Origin of the sequence: Dickeya zeae NCPPB 2538, assembly GCF_000406165.1 — a bacterium.
GTDB classification, from domain to species: Bacteria; Pseudomonadota; Gammaproteobacteria; order Enterobacterales; family Enterobacteriaceae; genus Dickeya; species Dickeya zeae.
The window spans coordinates 2,068,688-2,086,302 of the sequence record NZ_CM001977.1 but is presented as its reverse complement, the minus strand read 5'-3'; the positions used below and the strand labels follow the sequence as shown (position 1 = coordinate 2,086,302).

14 protein-coding genes are annotated in these 17,615 nt (G+C 53.1%); 10 read left to right on the top strand and 4 right to left on the bottom strand.

Going from position 1 to position 17,615, the window contains the following annotated elements; translation table 11 throughout:
* Positions 1 to 126 precede the first annotated feature (126 nt).
* On the bottom strand, positions 127 to 549 hold the full coding sequence (locus tag DZE2538_RS09085; RefSeq protein WP_038916149.1) for a type III secretion system chaperone: 423 nt from the start codon (positions 547 to 549) through the stop codon (positions 127 to 129).
* 67 nt (positions 550 to 616) lie between these two features.
* Positions 617 to 5,650: an AvrE-family type 3 secretion system effector gene (locus DZE2538_RS09080; protein ID WP_236617015.1), complete on the bottom strand. Its 5,034-nt coding sequence runs from the start codon at positions 5,648 to 5,650 to the stop codon at positions 617 to 619.
* A gap of 101 nt (positions 5,651 to 5,751) precedes the next feature.
* Here DZE2538_RS09080 and DZE2538_RS09075 point away from each other — a divergent pair, with 101 nt between their 5' ends.
* The 7 genes from DZE2538_RS09075 to DZE2538_RS09045 all read left to right on the top strand — a co-directional run bounded on the left by DZE2538_RS09075 (position 5,752) and on the right by DZE2538_RS09045 (position 12,112).
* Positions 5,752 to 6,729, top strand: coding sequence for a hypothetical protein (locus tag DZE2538_RS09075; protein WP_038916147.1), 978 nt, complete (start codon positions 5,752 to 5,754; stop codon positions 6,727 to 6,729).
* Positions 6,730 to 6,861: 132 nt separating this feature from the next.
* On the top strand, positions 6,862 to 7,989 hold the full coding sequence (locus tag DZE2538_RS09070) for a pectate lyase (RefSeq protein WP_038916146.1): 1,128 nt from the start codon (positions 6,862 to 6,864) through the stop codon (positions 7,987 to 7,989).
* Between the two features lie 13 nt (positions 7,990 to 8,002).
* Positions 8,003 to 8,335 (top strand): hypothetical protein, encoded by a 333-nt coding sequence (locus DZE2538_RS09065; RefSeq protein ID WP_038913920.1) that lies wholly within the window; start codon positions 8,003 to 8,005, stop codon positions 8,333 to 8,335.
* Between the two features lie 159 nt (positions 8,336 to 8,494).
* Positions 8,495 to 9,169 (top strand): SDR family oxidoreductase, encoded by a 675-nt coding sequence (locus DZE2538_RS09060; RefSeq protein WP_038916145.1) that lies wholly within the window; start codon positions 8,495 to 8,497, stop codon positions 9,167 to 9,169.
* Between the two features lie 238 nt (positions 9,170 to 9,407).
* Complete coding sequence (locus DZE2538_RS09055; RefSeq protein ID WP_038916144.1) at positions 9,408 to 9,587, top strand: hypothetical protein; 180 nt, start codon at positions 9,408 to 9,410, stop codon at positions 9,585 to 9,587.
* Positions 9,588 to 9,978: 391 nt separating this feature from the next.
* A complete protein-coding gene (locus DZE2538_RS09050; RefSeq protein WP_023639622.1) occupies positions 9,979 to 10,578 on the top strand; it encodes a hypothetical protein in 600 nt (199 codons plus the stop codon).
* A gap of 412 nt (positions 10,579 to 10,990) precedes the next feature.
* Positions 10,991 to 12,112, top strand: coding sequence for an ABC transporter substrate-binding protein (locus tag DZE2538_RS09045; RefSeq protein WP_038916143.1), 1,122 nt, complete (start codon positions 10,991 to 10,993; stop codon positions 12,110 to 12,112).
* A gap of 91 nt (positions 12,113 to 12,203) precedes the next feature.
* On the opposite strand, the gene DZE2538_RS09040 is transcribed toward DZE2538_RS09045, so the two are convergent.
* Positions 12,204 to 13,454 (bottom strand): D-amino acid dehydrogenase, encoded by a 1,251-nt coding sequence (locus DZE2538_RS09040; protein WP_038916142.1) that lies wholly within the window; start codon positions 13,452 to 13,454, stop codon positions 12,204 to 12,206.
* A gap of 332 nt (positions 13,455 to 13,786) precedes the next feature.
* Here DZE2538_RS09040 and DZE2538_RS09035 point away from each other — a divergent pair, with 332 nt between their 5' ends.
* Entirely contained in the window at positions 13,787 to 15,322 is a 1,536-nt protein-coding gene (locus DZE2538_RS09035) for a SpoVR family protein (RefSeq protein WP_023639615.1), read from the top strand.
* A 78-nt stretch (positions 15,323 to 15,400) separates the two neighbouring features.
* Here DZE2538_RS09035 and fadR read toward each other — a convergent pair whose 3' ends face one another.
* Positions 15,401 to 16,120 carry a fatty acid metabolism transcriptional regulator FadR gene (fadR, locus tag DZE2538_RS09030; protein ID WP_012884667.1) on the bottom strand — a complete coding sequence of 240 codons (720 nt, stop codon included), beginning with the start codon at positions 16,118 to 16,120 and terminating at the stop codon, positions 15,401 to 15,403.
* A 427-nt stretch (positions 16,121 to 16,547) separates the two neighbouring features.
* On the opposite strand from fadR, the gene DZE2538_RS21480 reads away from it, so the two are divergent.
* Positions 16,548 to 16,706, top strand: coding sequence for a hypothetical protein (locus tag DZE2538_RS21480; protein ID WP_152486133.1), 159 nt, complete (start codon positions 16,548 to 16,550; stop codon positions 16,704 to 16,706).
* A gap of 354 nt (positions 16,707 to 17,060) precedes the next feature.
* Positions 17,061 to 17,591, top strand: a complete 531-nt coding sequence (dsbB, locus tag DZE2538_RS09025; RefSeq protein WP_023639614.1) for a disulfide bond formation protein DsbB — start codon at positions 17,061 to 17,063, stop codon at positions 17,589 to 17,591.
* Positions 17,592 to 17,615: the final 24 nt, after the last annotated feature.

The window sequence follows — 17,615 nt, the reverse complement described above, 5'->3', positions numbered from 1 at the left end:
ATTGGCTGTGATACCGGGAAGCGCGTCATGCGAAGCCGGTCGCAGCCGCGACCGGTGTGATGATGTGGATACGATGATTTCAGAGGTAAGAACTTATTAGAACAGATCTCTTTAGTACAGACCTCGTCAGGCGGCCTGAATGTCTGCCAACGACTGTGTGATAAAGGCTCGAACGTCGCTCACCTGCCGGATATAGCCAGTAAGCAACGCGGTAAAGCCCGGCTCATCCAGCGTATCGAGCAGGTGCTGAGTGCATAGCCGCAGGTTATCGAACTCATCCAGTGCCAGCCAGCAGCCGCGCATCGCCGCCATCTCGAAATTGAGCAGTAACATCAGGCGGTAGATAGCGGGTCGATCTTCCCCTTGCAGGTTCACTATCTGGCAGTGCAGTAACAGGTTGTCGCTTTGTGCTGGCACTTCGATGACCGCCGCCTCTTGCCCCTGTGCATCATTCAGAACACAGATGCCGTTATTGAGCGCCAGCCGGGTGTGGTTAAACTGACTGAAATGTTGCAGCAAACGCGCCGCCTGTTGTTGTGCTGAGGTCATGGTGTTTTACTCCTTTAATGAATCGATAAATATTCGTCGCTCCGTTTCCACATATGCCGTTGCTTTATCAGGATTTCTCAAGCGTGATGCCATGCTGATGCATCTGATTGACCGCCTGCGACACCTCAGGATTGGCTTTAGCGATAGCCCCTTCCAGACTGAAACTGGCGGGGTTGTTCTGGTTCTGGCCGTAGCTGAAGTTAATTTTGCCCAGCAGTTTGGTCATGCTGACATCGGCACTGCTGCCTGCGCTGACAATCGGCAGCGGAAACGCCAGCCCTTCCTTATTTTTTACCGTTTGGGTGAAATCGACTGACTTGATACGCAGGTTGTTGCTGTCGCGGAAAATAGCCGCAATATCATCCTTACCCAGCGTATTGTTCTGGATGCCTTTTTCGACCCTTGCTTTCACCTCGTCTTTCAACTCCAGGCTGACGCCGGCGGTGGCGTTGGTCAGTGACTGCATTTTTTGCACCACGGCTTTCAGCGCCGGGTTTTCCTCCATAAACCCATGAATACGCTCGGCGTTGGTGGGTGGCAGGTTGTCGCTGACCAGCTTGCGCAACGCATGGAAAATCCCATTGCTGTCCAGTTTGGACAGGTTAGCGTACGTGGTGCTGTAGCTGGCACTATCCAGCGTCACACCCTGTTTTCCCGCCGCGTCATGCTGTCGAACCTTCGCCTGCAAATCCCTGATGGCACCATACTGACCGTCGTCCACTGGGGTTTTCGCGTCAAAATGCGTATTCAGAATGGCCAGTTGTTCGCCAACATCCGTCAGGTCTTTCACGCCTTTCAACACCTGCTGTGTCTCTGGGTCGGTGAATTTTTTCTTCAAGGCCGTCAGCAGGTTATCCATCTCGCGATGTTCCAGCGGTTGGGCTGGTTTGAGCTGCATACTGATACTGTGGTTGGTTTTGGTGTCTACCGTCATCGTGGCCGATGCACCGGTGGTTAGCGGGGCTACCCATGCACCATTCGGGTCCGGTCGGGTGATTCCAGCAAACGCGGTGACGTTGGCCCCGACATTCACCTGGTTCATGAAGCGCGCCCGGTTGTTGGTGGTCGCATTCTGCTCGGTGAACGCCCCCCGCACCGTGCTGTGCTCATGGCTGGCCGACATCAGGTTCGCCCCAGCACCCACGCCAACAGAAAAACGGGTCGCAGAGGTCGGCACTTTGCCTTTTTTCGACGCGGCGGGTTTATCCGTCAGATTGACTTCGGCACGGGCATCAGCCGTCAGGGCGGCATCCACATCAAATTTAATGGAGAATCCCTCTTTGACCCGGTGGTCGTTCCCCTTTGCCACCAGATCCAGCGGGTTCATCTTGCCTTCCATCAGGTTATCGATAAAACCGGGCAGCTCTTTTTCGCTCAGCGTGAATTTGAGGCCATTTTGTTGAACGGTTCCCAGCCCAGCGGAGAGGCTGCCGCCAAAGCGAACGTCCAACGTCACGGTGTGTTTTTTATCGTCGAAATCAAAACTCTTCTTCGCATCATTCGGTATTTGCCCGGTTGAGACCCCAACTTTGGCATTCAATCCCCCATTGCGCCCAAAGTTAACGTCAATACCGTTGTCGCTGCGGCTGAAGGTGAGGCTATAGGCGCGATCGCCGGTGACGCCGCCGTTGGGCACAATCGGGAACGCGGTGGCGTTGAGCATCACTTTGGCCTTCGCCGGTACATAGAAGGTACTGGCCCCGGCGTTATAACTGCGGTTAACGGCCAGGCTTTCACCGTTATCCAGCGACAAAATGGTCTCTTTGAGTTTACTGGCTAACCCGGCCTTGTCGCTGGCATCCAGCGAGGTGCGAGAGGTCAGGTTGACGGCGCTTTTCTCGTTACTAAACGCCTGAGTAAACGTTTTCACCGCATCGTAATCCGCCTCCAGCGCGCCAAACCGGGTAAAGCCCATATCCGTGACCTTTTTGACGTCGTTATCACCGTAGTGGTGATCACGCAGCGCACTCAGGGCCGCGTGCACCGGCTTAAGCTCAGCCGCGCTCGGTTGTTTACCGGAGAAGGTGGCCAGCTTATCAACGATGCCGTGCAGATCGCTTGCCGTCATGACATCCAACGCCAGACGTGATTTGGTCAGCGCCATCGCATCGCCCAGATCGCGGCGGGGCCCGGTTGCCACGCTGTCACTCTGGTAGCTCATGTCGACTTTTTTGGCGACGAAGGTGTTCAGCAATGCCCCGGCTTTGCTGTCTTTGGAAAGCGGTGCCGCGTTGATGACCGTCGACAGCGCCACACTCAGATCGTTGCCGGAACGCTTATCATTGATGGCTTGAGCCACCGCTTTGAATGCCGAGGGTTTGAAGGTGTCGTTGACCTCGCCGCCAGGTTGCAATACCCCCTGATGCTTGCCTAGCAAGGTGGCGGATTTAGCCGCACTCATTTCCACATCGTTCTGGAATGATTTCAATTCATCCAGTAACGGCTTTCCGGCCTCGCCTAAATCGAGTTTTTCCAGCCGACTTTGCAAATCTTCACGTTTAGCACTCCAGCGATGAGAAGAGACCGCCAGTTCCAATTTTTTAAACAGGTTGGCCTGCGTGTCGTAAAGCGGTGACAGCCCTTCCCGCCCTTTCAGGTGGTGTTGTGCGGCGTCAATCGGCTTTCTGGCTATCTCTTTCACCGTTTCTTTGACATAAGCTCCCAAAAAATCACCAAAGTGACTGTTGGTCTTATGGCTTTCCATCCCTGAGCGCCCCAGAACCTGTGCCTCCACTTTTCCCGTGAGGTGAGTCAAGGGAATGTGTACCGCTTTGGTCGCCCCCGCCAGCCGATCATAAGCCGCAGCGGCGGCACGTGGCGCATGCGTGTCGGGGGTTTCCGGCGTGGCGTTTTTCCAGCCATCGCTCGTTAAGCTGTGCTGCTGATGCCCGTCATCCACGATCATCGGCTCGTGGTTTTTGCTGGTCGACAACTGCTCGGCCTTCACATTGTCCGGCAACGCAACCGGCTGCCACCGGCTACTGGCTCGCACCTCTGCGTGACCCTGTAACGCCTGTTTATCCAGCCTGAATAACTGTCCGTCGTTATTGAGCGCGAACAGGTTCTGCTCCTTATCCAACGCCAGATGTTTCACTTCACCGATCAGCCCATCGGTCGGTAATGGCTGGGGCGGTATCGCCGCACGCTGTAAACCCGGTTTGTTGAGATGCAGTTGCAACGCGCCTTGTGCGGTGGCGGTAACATATTTGTTGCCATCCACCACCGCCAGTGCACTGGTACCGCTGTTTTTATCCGGCCCGGATAACGGGTCGCCCGCCGAGGGCGAGTTACGCCCCTGCGTGACAGCAAACACGTTGCTATCACCGTGGGTGACGCTGTCGGCCTTTTGGTTGATGGACAGCTTCTTCACCTGCCCCTCATCGAGCACATACGCCTGATTATCCAGACCGCGTTTCAACTGGCTGGCACCCACGTCGGTTTTGGTCCAGCTCTGGGTGGTATTGTCAAGGTAGTGAATTTTGTCGTCATGCAGCGCCATGGTGCCAAGCCTCCCCATGTCCATCGCTTCATGCGCTAACGGTTCCAGCTTGGTTAATCCGGCTTTATTGTCGACGATTAACGCATCGCTCAAATTCCAGCCCGGTTTGAACCCTTCGGTTTCTCCCGGTTTGCTGCCGTCGGCCAGCGGCGCCAGATGTTTCTGCCCGGTGGCATCGTTGACCTGCGCATTCATGGCGCCGCCATCGCCCGCGACAAACCCTTGTACCTTGTGATTATCACCAAACGCGGCGTTCAGCGCCGGGCTGTGATACGGTTCCAGCTTCACGGTATTGTCGTCACCCGAGGGCAACTTCCCGGCAAAGACCTTGCCTTCGTCATCGGCGACAAACAACCGGTCGCCATCCAGCCCAACAGCTTTAGCGTTGACCTGCTCACTACCGCGCGCCAACGCGACATTGCCGTCAAGCCTCAGGTTGAGCGTTTTATGTTCGTCTGTCGGCGCATCGGCTTTGGGTAACAAGTGAATCTGGGCGGTGTTGTTCTCTTTTTCCGTCAGTACCGCCACATTGCCCTGCGCATTGGCCGAGAACGATTTGATTTTGTCGGCAAACAGTGCCGACTCGTGCCCTGCCGACAGGTTAGCCAGCGTCTTATCGTCTTTCACGGCATACAGTTTGCCATCCGCCTGACCCGCCAGTTGGCTATGCGGCGTATCGCTTTTCTTCTCCCATACCTGATCGGCATTCAGGCTATACAGCGCTTTGTCATGAATCCTCAGCGTCTGGTTCTCGTTTGACGGGTCGGTGTGTACCCCTGTCAACAATGCCTGAACTACCCGCCCGGGTTGTGGCAGGTTGATGGTAGTGACGCCACTGTGGTTAACGACAGACGCACGGACGTGCGTATCATCCATCTCCAGCGCAAAGCTGGCCTGATGTTTGCCAGACAACGCCTGTGCGGCTTTACCCGCCTGTGCGGGGGCGCTGGAATGTAACGCCACCATTCTGTCACCGGCCAGATGTAGGCTAAACAGTCGACCGCTTTTATCCATCAGCACATGTTGGCTACCATCGTCGCTAGCCTGATGCGCGACAAAGGGCAACGCGTTCTTACCGAGCGTTTGCGACAACAGCGTTTTCAGGTGATCGGACACCCCTTCGCCCAGTTCAAGCCGCCCTTTTTTATCCAGCGATATCACACTGCCTGACCCAGCCACCGCAGGTGTATTCGCGGTTGTCGATAGCGCACGGTCTATCGCCCCTTGCATGCCCTGCAAATTGGGAGAACGGCCAATCTGCGCACCTTCACCATTGGGAAGCGACGGCTGCTGGCTAACCGGTGCGATACCGGCGTGCATTCCTGCCCGTTGCAGTGACGCCGACGTGGACTGCGCGGGCACGCTCGTACTGCCTTGCGTCAGTGTATGACTGCGTTGGGGGGCGGAGTTCTGGATGTCTGTCAACGACGATTGTCGCTGAATATGAGTGATATTGCCCAACATTGGCCTTCTCCCGTGTGCTGGATTGAGTGCGGTGATGCCTGTTGAGTGGCCTACCGTCGCCTTCAGTTCCGTCAGCCCGCAGAGTGCTTTCCCACATTCCCCCTGTGTACATTCCCCCACCGTGTGGGATGGAACCATCACGCCGCTTTCCTCACTCAGCAAACAGCGGGCATTTGCCGTGCTGACACGCGCTCGTTTTCGATAACGGGCATCCACATCCTGATAAACAGAGGCGAACTATGGCTGATATCAACATCACGCTAAGTCTCCCCAGTGCTGGCCTGAATGGCGGACTGGGTGGCGTTGGCGGTACAGACAACCTCAATAACGGCCTGGGCGGTAACGGGCTTTCCGGCAATAAATCGAGTGCGCAGGACAACAAACTGTTGGAGGCGCTGGCGGTGATCATGACCGCGCTGCTCCCCAGTCTGCTGAACAACAAAGACGGTCAGAGCGGCGGCGACAGCCCTCTCGGACGAACCAGTGATGTGCTCGGCGGCGGTGCGGGCAACGCACAAGGCGGTGGGCAGAGTAACGGTCTGGGTGACGGGCTGAATAACGGCTTGAGTGGTCTGGGCAATGGCGCGGGGGCAAACGGTAGCCAGGGTCAAGGCGGGCTGACCGATATGCTGACCAAATTACTGGATCTGCTGATGCCGAAAAACGGGGCGCAAGGCGGTCAGGGATTACAGGGTGGTGGATTAGACAGTGCAGGTGGTAGCGGCGGTGCGAGCGGCGCACAAGGCGCAGGCGGAGCATCCGGCCCAGGGGGAACAGGCGGTCTGGAGGATCTCAGTAAATCACTGTTGCAGGACTCAGGCGAAAACAGCCTCGGCAACGGTATTTCTCCAACGCAGGATGGTGGCGGCCAAATCAGTGATAACCCGTTGGTGAAAATCCTGATGGCGCTGGTGGCTATGCTGATGGAAAACCAGAAAAACCAATTTGGTCAGCCACAGGGCGGTTCAGGTGGTACGGGTGGCGCGGCACCGGTATCCGGCGGCAATGCGGCTCCCAGCGGCGGCGGTACGGCACCGGCTGCTGGTGGCGGAGTGGCCCCTGTTATGAGCGGCACGGCACCTGAAACCGGCGGTATCGCGCCAACCGGGGCCAGCCATAACGCCAGCGAACTGGCCGACGGCAAAGGCGGAACGCCATTCGGCATGGCACCAGCCCCTGCCGGGGCAGGCAACGATACCGGCAAAGCCACGGTATAACCGTCTCACGCGCCTGCTTGCGTTCTCCTGAATGAAACACATCAGGCGCGTTTTTTATTCGGTGAAAGACAGGGCCGTCTTGCCTGTCTGTTTTGGGAACGGTATCTCATCTTTGGGTTAAAGGGGCATATCATGTCAGATATCAGCATCACACTTCGCATCCCCAGCGTGGGCCTTACGAACGGTGTTGGCGGCGCAGACCGCATAACGAATAACGGATTGAGCAATAACGGGCCTTCCGGCACGCAGACTTCGCGTGGAACTCCGGCCTCGGCCAGCACATCTAATCTGGAGAATCTCAGCAAATCATTACTACAGGATGCCGGTGAAAACGCGCTCGGTAATAGCATCTCTCCCACACGGGATGGCGGCGGCCAAATCGGCGAGGATCCGCTATCGAAACTGTTGCTGTCACTGATAGCGATGCTGATAGAAAACCAGAAAAATCAGCACACCCAACCGCAGGCTGATAGGGGCAGCGCCCCCCCTGCCAATGGCGCTAACGGCGGAACAGCCCCTTCGGTTGGTAACCACGCGGGGAGCAATAATGTGGCGAACAGCAACGCGACGGGGAATACACCTGGCGTCACATCAGGTGATACCACCGGTTCTGTACCCACCAGTAGTTCAGGTAAATCAGGCCCGGTATCCTTTCCCACGGCGGATAACGCTAATGCTATCGTTGTGAATGAACCAATCAAAGTCGGCCCGGGTGAGGTCTTCGACGGCAAAGGTAAAACCTATGTTGCTGGTCCGGCATTAGGTGATGGTGGTCAGAAGGAAGGACAAAAACCCCTGTTTGAAGTCGCTGACGGCGGTTCAGTCAAGAATGTGATTTTTGGCAACAACGCCGCCGACGGCATCCATCTGCACGGCGATGCCAAAATCGATAACGTGCACTGGACTAACGTTGGCGAAGATGCACTGACGGTGAAAAGCAACACGGGTAAACCGGCCAATGTTTCTATCACCAACAGCAGTGCTCAGGGCGCAGCTGACAAGGTATTCCAGCTCAATGCCGATGCCAATTTCAGCGTCAATAACTTCAAAGTGAAAGATTTCGGTACGTTTGTTCGCACCAACGGTGGTCAACAGGGTAACTGGAACATCAACCTGAGCAACATCGATGCCCAGAACGGCAAGTTCTCCTTCGTCAAAAGTGATAGCGAAGGGCTGAAAGTCAACGTCAATAACGCCAGTCTGGATAACGTCAACAATCACTACAAAGTGCCTAAATCCACCACGCTGCAAATACACTGACAGGAAATTCATCATGACCGAACATGATATGGACACCCCTACCCGTTGGACTGAACTGGTCGACCGGGGCGGATATATCACACCAGCGCAACGCCAGGCATTCGAGCAGGCTATTCAGATGGTTACCCAACGTTTCAATCTGGTTTTGAGCAAGAGAGAATTACCGCGTAGTGGTCAGTTCGACTTTGACGCTTTTGTCGACTCGCTGGAGGCTGATTTTCTGAAAAGCGTGGATACCACGTTGGACCCAGAAATGAACAGCGACGTAGGACAAACGGCATTCTGGGTTATTCGCCAGATAGCCGACCATTTGATCGCCCTGCAACGACAACGGCATGCGTTATAGCCCGCTAACACTCCGCCTCACAAGCCAGCGTCAGACGCTGGTTTTTTTATGCCTGATGCTGGTGTGGCGTTTCATCTTGTAGCGCCGCGTCCACTCCTCGTAAAATAAAGCGCTCAGACAACGGAGATAGCCATCAGACCCTTCAGGAGGTAACAGGTTATGGATTCGGGACAACGAGCGCTCATCATTGGCGCCTCTCGCGGGCTGGGGCTCGGCATCGCCACCGCACTGCACCAACAAGGATGGACAGTCAGTGCGACACGACGTACGCCGTCCACCGTAACAGATAAGCTGGCGGTACACTGGCTGGCGCTGGATATCAATGACTCGTCACAACGCACCGCTTTTTGCCAGTCGCTGGCCGCAACCTCGTTCGATTTAGTGCTGATTAATGCCGGGATTTATGGCCCTGAACACCAGGATGCTACCGCCATCGAACCTGAACAGTGGGTGCCGTTATTCCTGACCAACACACTGGCACCGATTGCTCTGGCATCAGCATTACTGCCTTGTCTGGCCCCTGGTGCCACACTCGCGTTCATGACCTCACGACTGGGTAGCCTGACCGAAAACCCCAATGCCGAACTGCCTTTTTACGCCGCCAGCAAAGCAGCACTGAATATGCTGACACGTAGCCTGAGCGATGCGATAGCCAGCCGACAAGGCACATTGCTGTCATTACACCCCGGCTGGGTACAAACCGATCTCGGCGGCAATAGCGCTCCCCTTACGGTGGAAACCAGCGTCAGTGGATTACTGCAACAAATAACCGCTTTTCAGGGCAAAGGCGGCCACCACTTCGTCGATTATGCCGGTAATCGATTAGCCTGGTGAGGCAGCTCAGTCACGGTTAATAACCGAGTCCCATTCACCATAGCGGCCTGCCAGCCGCTATCAGAAACAAGAGCCAGGCTGACGGCAAGGGCGTGGTTTATCAACCAACACGGCAGTGATGACAAAAGTTTGTAAAACGAGACAGCGAGGTAGCGCTCCCGTAAGCTGGCGTTTAACCTACCGCGGCCTGAACGCTACGCGTTATACTGCCGATATATCACATGAACCGACACTTGATATGAAAAAGAAAAAACGCCTGCGTGCCATCGTGCTGATACTCCTGCTCTTGTTGATCTACGTAAACCGTGAGTCGCTTAACCCGTTTGTCCCTGACTGTACAGTCCGTTCTTCGGCCAGCGATGTGCCTGCTGCCTGCCGCAAACCGGTGAAAGAGGTCGCCCCCGGTTTCGAACTCTGATTCCCCTGCCAAACACGGTACTTGTGCCGGGACACAGGGAGTCCCGGTGTCGATACGGTGATTTGTTTTTTCGCTTATTATGATTTCATGATAATAAATTTACGCTTTCCTTACTCTCGCGGTTATTTATTTCAATCCATTTCTACAATATCGTTTTTCTTTCTCTATCCTTACAAAAATTACGTTTCACCTTTTTCTATGCCATTAATAGAAAAATAAATCACCATCTTTTCATCCGATTGATTTTCAATCTTTATTGAACCACTTCCACGCCAATTCCCCCTGATAGAAAAATAATTTTAATTATTCTATATACCTATGCGGCGCCGTGTATTTCATGCACGTGTCGACAGTAGTTAATTTTCTGGCAAATACTACAAGGAGAAATATCATGGTGATGTCCATATCCTCCAACTACTCGGGGTTATATAATTCCGTGTTGCAGGTATCCGGCGTCAGTTCCACGTCGTCCTCCTCATCTTCTGTAACGGCGCTCCCTTACCGTAAACAGGATGATGATAAAGAGGGGGGATTGTTTTCGTCTTTGGTGACAGCGTTATCTTCAATTGGTATCACGCTTGGCACCAGCAGTACCTCGGAAACCAGTTCCACGACATCGTCAACATCCTCAACAGACAGCAGCACGTCGGACACCTCGTCTTCCAGTGCGAAGGAAGCCGTGGCCACCTTCCTGCATACGTTGATGGATACCCTGCACAGCATTGGTGCGTCATCCAACTCATCGTCGTTGTCTGACAACCCGATGAAAAATGACCTGTCTTCGCTGATTAGCGCACTCTCTTCCGATTCCTCTTCCAGCAGCACGGTGTCCAGCAGCCAGTTGAGCGAATTGCAAAGTGCGTTCAGTTCAATGGTCACTGCTTTGGGTGGCGATAGCAGCAGTGCGTCGCTGTCGACTTTCCTGCAAAGCTTTTCCTCTTCGCTGGCTTCCGCCTCATCACAAGGCAACCTGGTTAATACCGCCGCCTGATGGTCGTTCGCCCGAGACTCTTGCTCCGCCCTGCCAGCCAGGGCGTTTTGCTCTTTGTCTGTGATCCATCAGCCCTTTCCAGACAATCAGACCATTCTTTTACCCAACCAAAAACAATTAGAAAAAATTAACAGTATCGCTGTGCAACACTCGATTTACCGCCATTTAATTCCAGAAAAAATGACGTCACAAGAACAACCTGCCACCTCACATCATTCAATGTTTTTAATCATTTCGTTCATTTTTTCTTCCTGTTTGTTTTTGTTTAATCCGATAGACTCAACTCTCAATTCCCTGACAGAAAAAGGGAAAAACACCTGCAGTTGTTCGCTTATTACGCCGTCGCCGTCATGCAATTGATAAGGTTATTGCCTGTCGGCGCGGCTTTTACCCCCCAGTCAAGGAGACCACGATGCAATACACTGGGAAGTACTTAAAGAAAACCGCACTACTCTTGACCATGATGGCTGGTATCAGCAGTTGGCAGGCTCAAGCTGCCGTTGCACCCGATACCCGTTCACTGGATGAGATTTATCAGAGCGCGCTCAGAGAAGGCGGGACAGTCACCGTTTATGCCGGTGGCGATGTCCAGTCACAGCAAACGGGCTTCAAACAGGCGTTTGAGAACCGTTTTCCTGGCATCAAGCTGAATGTCATCGTTGACTACAGCAAATATCACGACGCGCGTATCGACAACCAACTGGCGACTAATACCCTGATTCCGGATGTGGTGCAGTTACAGACGGTGCAGGATTTCCCGCGCTGGAAAAAACAGGGGGTTTTGCTGAATTACAAACCCGTGGGCTGGGACAAAGTCTACCCAGAATTTCGTGACGCAGACGGTGCCTGGATTGGTGCGTACGTCATCGCGTTCAGTAACCTGGTCAACACCCAGTTGCTGGATGAGAAATCCTGGCCGCGAGAAGCAAACGACTATCTGCGCCCTGATTTAAAAGGCAACCTGATACTGGCGTATCCAAACGATGATGACGCGGTACTGTTTTGGTACAAACAGATAGTAGATAAATACGGCTGGGAATTTGTAGAAAAACTCCAGGAGCAAGACCCGGTTTACGCACGTGGAACGAACGTACCCGGTGCTCAGATAACCACGGGTAAATACAGCGCTACCCCAAGCAGTTCTGGTGCACTGGTTCCAGCGGCTGGTTCAGTAACGCGATTTGTACTGCCGAAATCAGACCCCTTTGTCTCCTGGGCGCAGCGTGCTGCCATCTTCAAACAGGCCAAACACCCGGAAAGCGCCAAGTTGTACCTGAGCTGGCTACTTGACCCGCAAACACAAACACAGGTTGCGCGGATGTGGTCAGTACGCACCGACGTGGCTCCGCCTGCGGGTTATAAGCATATTTGGGAATACAGCAACACCCGTCCACAGGCATTTGCTGATTTCATGTCTGATCGCGGTGCCGTTGAACGCTTCCGTGCACAAATGAGTCTGTATGTAGGAGAAGCCAAAGGCGACCCCACTCCCGGCTGGCTGGGCCTGCATCCGGATGCACCGTTGGCAAACTAACCATTTATATATCGAGAGGGATCCGCCAGGATCCCTTTTTACAGTTAACCGCCCCAATCAGAGCGGTTAATGATTAGCAGGAATGGCGAAGTCAGGCGTAGCGAGAGAAGGAGAGATCGTCGTACTCAATGGCTGGCGTTTTGCCGGAGATAATATCGGCGAGCAACTGACCGGAGCCACACCCCATTGTCCACCCCAATGTACCGTGTCCGGTGTTCAGATACAGGTTTTGTAAGGGGGAACGCCCCACCAATGGCGTGCCGTCTGGCGTCATCGGTCTCAGCCCGGTCCAAAATGCTGCCTGTTCTACCGGCCCACAGTTTGGGTACAGATCACGTACCACCATTTCCAGCGTAGCCCGGCGTTTCTGGTTCAACGCGAGATCAAACCCGGCGATCTCCGCCATACCACCGACGCGAATGCGCTGATCAAAACGCGTAATCGCGATCTTATAGGTTTCATCCAGTACGGTAGATACCGGTGCGCCTTCTTCGTTAGAGAGCGGGATCGTCAGCGAATAACCCTTGAGTGGATAGACAGGGATATCGAACCATTTATCCAATAAACCGCGGGAATAGGAACCGCATGCCATCACATAAGCATCCGCGGTGATTTTTTCACCGTTGCAATACACTGAGCTAACCCGTTGCCCTTCCACATCAAGATGTTGTATCGGGCTATTGAAACGGAAGGTAACCCCCGCCGCTGCCGCCATCGTCGCCAGTTGCCGGGTAAACAGCTGGCAATCCCCGGTTTCATCATGCGGCAATCGCAATCCCCCGGTCAGCTTGTGGCGTACGCCCGCCAGCGCCGGTTCGACAGAAGCCAGTTGGCTCGCCTCCAGCAATTCATACGGCACACCGGCTTCTTTAAGCACCGCGATATCACGGTAAGCATTTTCATACTGTTGTGGAGTTCTGAACAGTTGTAACGTCCCACCCTGTCGCCCTTCATAGGCAATGCCGGTTGCGGCGCGCAGTGCCTGCAGGCAATCACGGCTGTATTCGGCCAGCCGGACCATACGAGCTTTATTAACCCGGTAGTGTGCGCTGTCGCAATTTAGCAGCATCTGCCACATCCAACGTAGTTGCGTGGCGGTAAAGTCCGGGCGAATCGCCAACGGGGCATGCTGCTGAAAGAGCCATTTGACGGCCTTAAGTGGAATACCCGGTGCCGCCCAGGGGGCGGAATAACCGGGGGAAATCTGCCCTGCGTTAGCCGCGCTGGTTTCCAGAGCTGGCTCAGCCTGCCGGTCAATAACCGTGACATCATGCCCCGATTGCGCCAGATACCAGGCGGTACTGACGCCGATAACACCACTCCCTAAAATTACCACCTTCATTATTGCTATTCTCCCTGCTTCCTCCGCCAATCCGGCGAAATATGCTGCGTAACAGTTTAAACACCAAAATAAAAACCTACTTTAACATGCGGGTATTAATTGTCATCTGTTGCAGATATAGCTTTTATTTATTATGAGAGAGTGAACACAACAACGTAGGATAACCCACAGCGGTGTGTCGCTATCAGACGTAGCGCTGACGGCGCGTCATCCGGCTTTCTATCTAAAGATTTCATCCAAGCTACCGATTTCACATCACTTTTCTCAGAATAAGCTACGATTAAGTATGCCGACGCAATGAAGTGGCGGCAGTTATAGTGAGGGGTGCGCTGATGGCTATATCGACTGATGAGCGGGTAACAAGCCCACAACGTCTGAATGACGGACCTGACTGGACATTCGATTTGCTGCAGGTCTATCTGGATGAAATTGACCGGGTAGCCAAACTGTATCGTCTGGATACCTATCCCCACCAAATCGAGGTGATCACGTCTGAGCAAATGATGGACGCCTATTCCAGTATCGGGATGCCCATCAACTATGCCCACTGGTCGTTCGGCAAAAAATTTATCGAAACCGAGCAGCGCTATAAGCACGGCCAGCAAGGGTTGGCCTACGAAATCGTCATCAACTCCAATCCGTGCATCGCGTATCTGATGGAAGAAAATACCATGCCGATGCAGGCATTGGTGATGGCGCATGCGTGCTACGGCCATAACTCCTTCTTCAAAGGTAACTACCTGTTTCGTAGCTGGACCGACGCCAGTTCGATCATCGATTACCTGCTGTTCGCCCGCCAATACATTGCCCAATGTGAAGAGCGCCACGGTGTCGATGAAGTGGAGAAACTGCTCGATTCCTGCCACGCACTGATGAATTACGGGGTGGACCGCTATAAACGGCCGCAGAAAATCTCGCTGGAAGAGGAAAAGCTGCGCCAGAAAAGCCGTGAAGCCTACCTGCAAAGTCAGGTTAACGAACTGTGGCGCACACTGCCGCGTCGTGAACAGGAAACCTCCCCCGAGAAAGCCCGTCGTTTCCCCCATGAGCCGCAAGAGAACTTGCTCTACTTCATGGAGAAAAATGCCCCATTGCTGGAGCCGTGGCAGCGTGAAATTTTGCGTATCGTGCGCAAGATAAGCCAGTATTTTTATCCGCAAAAACAAACTCAGGTGATGAATGAAGGCTGGGCGACCTTCTGGCATTACAGCATCCTCAATCATCTTTATGACGAGGGTAAACTGTCCGACCGTTTTATGTTGGAATTTCTACACAGTCATACCAATGTGGTCTATCAACCGCCGTACAACAGCCCGTATTACAGCGGCATCAATCCATATGCACTTGGTTTTGCGATGTTCCAGGACATCAAGCGAATTTGCCAGAGCCCGACGGAAGAAGACCATTATTGGTTCCCGGATATCGCGGGTAAAGACTGGCTAACGACACTGCATTTCGCGATGCAAAACTTTAAAGACGAGAGCTTTATCAGCCAGTTCCTCTCACCGAAAGTGATGCGGGATTTCCGGCTGTTTACCGTACTGGATGACGATCACAACAATTATCTGGAGATTGCCGCGATCCATGATGAAAAAGGCTATCGAAAAATCCGCCAGGAGCTGTCTTCCCAGTACAACCTGAGCAATATCGAGCCCAATATTCAGGTCTGGAACGTAGATTTACGCGGCAATCGTTCACTGACTCTGCGCTATGTGCCACAAAACCGCGCACCGCTGGATAAAAGCAGCCATGAAGTGATGAAACATGTTCATCGTCTATGGGGATTTGACGTCACACTGGAGCAGATGAACGAGGATGGCAGCATTGAACTGATCGACCGTTGCCCACCGCGCAACCCGGCCTTATGACCCATCGTGCTCCCATAAAAAATGGGTAGCTTTGAAGCTACCCATTTTTATTGTCTGACAATCTAGTCACAGAAGCGACTATCGGCGACCTTCCGCCAAATCACGCGGGATGGCATTTTGCATGCTATGCCACAACGCACCGCTCTCTTTACCGTACTGACGAATCGCATCAGGCACCTGCTCATATAACCCATCACGACCCAGCGACTCCAGACGGCGATAAAACGCCAGTGCTGTTTTGCGAGCTTCAGGATTAGAGAAGTAATAACGCCCGACCCGAATGTACAGCCCTTTCAACCCGTTAATGATCAGACCATAAATCGGGTTGCCGGAGGCAAAAGCCAGCCCACGGAACACGTTGTAATCCAGTTCGGAATACGCATCTGCGGTGTCCTGAACAGACTCAGCCAGCTTAAGGATCTCGACCGATTTTGCCGGATGCAAACGGATTGCAGTGCGGATGAAAATCCCGGCGATATTAGTACGCACCGCCAGCAAGTTATCGATCAACTGGGGAACGCTGTCATGATCGAGTCGAGCCAGCGTTTCCAGAATATTTAATCCGGATGTTTCCCAAAAATTATTGATTTTGGTCGGTTTGCCGTGCTGGATTGTGAGCCATCCATCACGGGACAGGCGCTGTAGCACCTCGCGTAACGTCGTACGCGTCACCCCGATCAACTCGGACAACTCCCGCTCAGCGGGCAGAATAGACCCAGGAGGGAAACGATTATTCCATATACTTTCAATAATATATTCTTCCGCGAATCCCGCCGGACTTTGCGCCTTTATAACCATAAGTTTATATTCCGTAGCGATGTTTACCAGTGAAAGTCAACATCATCATACCAAACGAACCCTACATCACATAGCATAGCAGGACCTGAAAATCTCAATTCGACATAAAAACTGTGACTAAAGACAATTACCCGTAAACAAACGCGAATATCCCCCACGCTTTACGATAAATTTCTCTAAACACCTATCAAATAGTTAAATTTAATTAACGTTAAAAGAGGAAAATCGATACGAAAAACGCAATCTACCACCGTATTTCCTCTGCACAAATTCCTGACACCACGCCAGATAACGACGTGCCGTGATGCCATTATTCTCATTTTGCCCACCTTGCCGTTTCCGCCAGATGCCCATTTCTCGCAGTGGCTTTGTGCACGGTGGTTATTTTCCCTGGGCATAAGCCCTGAATGCTACCTGCAGCGGTCCGATGGCTTATCCGCGCCGGCAGACTATTTTCACTGGCATGACCAGTCTAAATCAAGTATGGCATGCCATCCTCGGTAATATTGAAGTTTTGTTATTACGGATTTTCATGATAACGACAACCTATTCCCACAAACGGTTATTATCGCCACACTCATCCTGAGATGACGGTATCCGTGAAACACCATCAATGACACGGCACGTACGCACCCGGCCGCGGCACCATTATTCAATACGGTGATGATTGATCAATACCGTCATGCTCTGGAATAAATCGTGTATAGTAAGGGGCGGATTTTGTCATGAAACTGGCGATCCCTCACAGAAAGCGTTAAAAACAGCAGGGTATTTGTTGGCACAGCAGAATCTTCGCTCAGGCGCTGACGCACATTCCATGCGGTACAGGGCAACCCTACCACCGCGAGAAACGTCAGCTCACCCGAACCAAAGATTCAATGAGGGCGGTGAGCACGGTTATCACTGCTCATATTATCGTTTTTAGCATGGAATATTTTTTATGTTGCGATTTTTAAACCGTTGCTCCCGCGGCCGGGGCGCCTGGCTTCTGATGGCGTTTACGGCACTGGCTTTTGAACTGGTCGCTCTTTATTTCCAGTACGTACTAATGCTAAAACCTTGCGTACTGTGCATTTATCAGCGAACAGCACTCTATGGTGTCATGGCCGCCGGACTGGTGGGTGCCATCGCTCCGGGTACAGTGCTGCGTTACCCAGCTCTCGGGTTATGGATTTACAGTGCCTGGGAAGGTCTGGCATTGGCCATCAAACACACCAATATTCAGTTACATCCCTCGCCGTTTGTTACCTGTGACTTTTTTGTCAGCTTCCCATCCTGGTTACCACTGGACAAATGGCTGCCGGCTATCTTCACCGCAACAGGTGATTGTGCCGAACGTCAGTGGAACTTCATGAATCTGGAAATGCCACAGTGGATGATCGTGATTTTCGGTGCCTACCTGTTGGTGGCAGTGCTGGTACTGATTGCCCAGCCATTTCGCCCCAAACGCCGTGACCTGTTCGGCCGTTAAGCATTTCGGTAAATAAACCCGTGA

Excerpts from the sequence above, each read along its gene's own strand:
- DZE2538_RS09085 (WP_038916149.1), bottom strand. The coding sequence starts at position 549 with ATGACCTCAGCACAACAACAGGCGGCGCGTTTGCTGCAACATTTCAGT.
- DZE2538_RS09080 (WP_236617015.1), bottom strand. The coding sequence starts at position 5,650 with ATGGTTCCATCCCACACGGTGGGGGAATGTACACAGGGGGAATGTGGG.
- DZE2538_RS09075 (WP_038916147.1), top strand. The coding sequence starts at position 5,752 with ATGGCTGATATCAACATCACGCTAAGTCTCCCCAGTGCTGGCCTGAAT.
- DZE2538_RS09070 (WP_038916146.1), top strand. The coding sequence starts at position 6,862 with ATGTCAGATATCAGCATCACACTTCGCATCCCCAGCGTGGGCCTTACG.
- DZE2538_RS09065 (WP_038913920.1), top strand. The coding sequence starts at position 8,003 with ATGACCGAACATGATATGGACACCCCTACCCGTTGGACTGAACTGGTC.
- DZE2538_RS09060 (WP_038916145.1), top strand. The coding sequence starts at position 8,495 with ATGGATTCGGGACAACGAGCGCTCATCATTGGCGCCTCTCGCGGGCTG.
- DZE2538_RS09055 (WP_038916144.1), top strand. The coding sequence starts at position 9,408 with ATGAAAAAGAAAAAACGCCTGCGTGCCATCGTGCTGATACTCCTGCTC.
- DZE2538_RS09050 (WP_023639622.1), top strand. The coding sequence starts at position 9,979 with ATGGTGATGTCCATATCCTCCAACTACTCGGGGTTATATAATTCCGTG.
- DZE2538_RS09045 (WP_038916143.1), top strand. The coding sequence starts at position 10,991 with ATGCAATACACTGGGAAGTACTTAAAGAAAACCGCACTACTCTTGACC.
- DZE2538_RS09040 (WP_038916142.1), bottom strand. The coding sequence starts at position 13,454 with ATGAAGGTGGTAATTTTAGGGAGTGGTGTTATCGGCGTCAGTACCGCC.
- DZE2538_RS09035 (WP_023639615.1), top strand. The coding sequence starts at position 13,787 with ATGGCTATATCGACTGATGAGCGGGTAACAAGCCCACAACGTCTGAAT.
- fadR (WP_012884667.1), bottom strand. The coding sequence starts at position 16,120 with ATGGTTATAAAGGCGCAAAGTCCGGCGGGATTCGCGGAAGAATATATT.
- DZE2538_RS21480 (WP_152486133.1), top strand. The coding sequence starts at position 16,548 with ATGGCTTATCCGCGCCGGCAGACTATTTTCACTGGCATGACCAGTCTA.
- dsbB (WP_023639614.1), top strand. The coding sequence starts at position 17,061 with ATGTTGCGATTTTTAAACCGTTGCTCCCGCGGCCGGGGCGCCTGGCTT.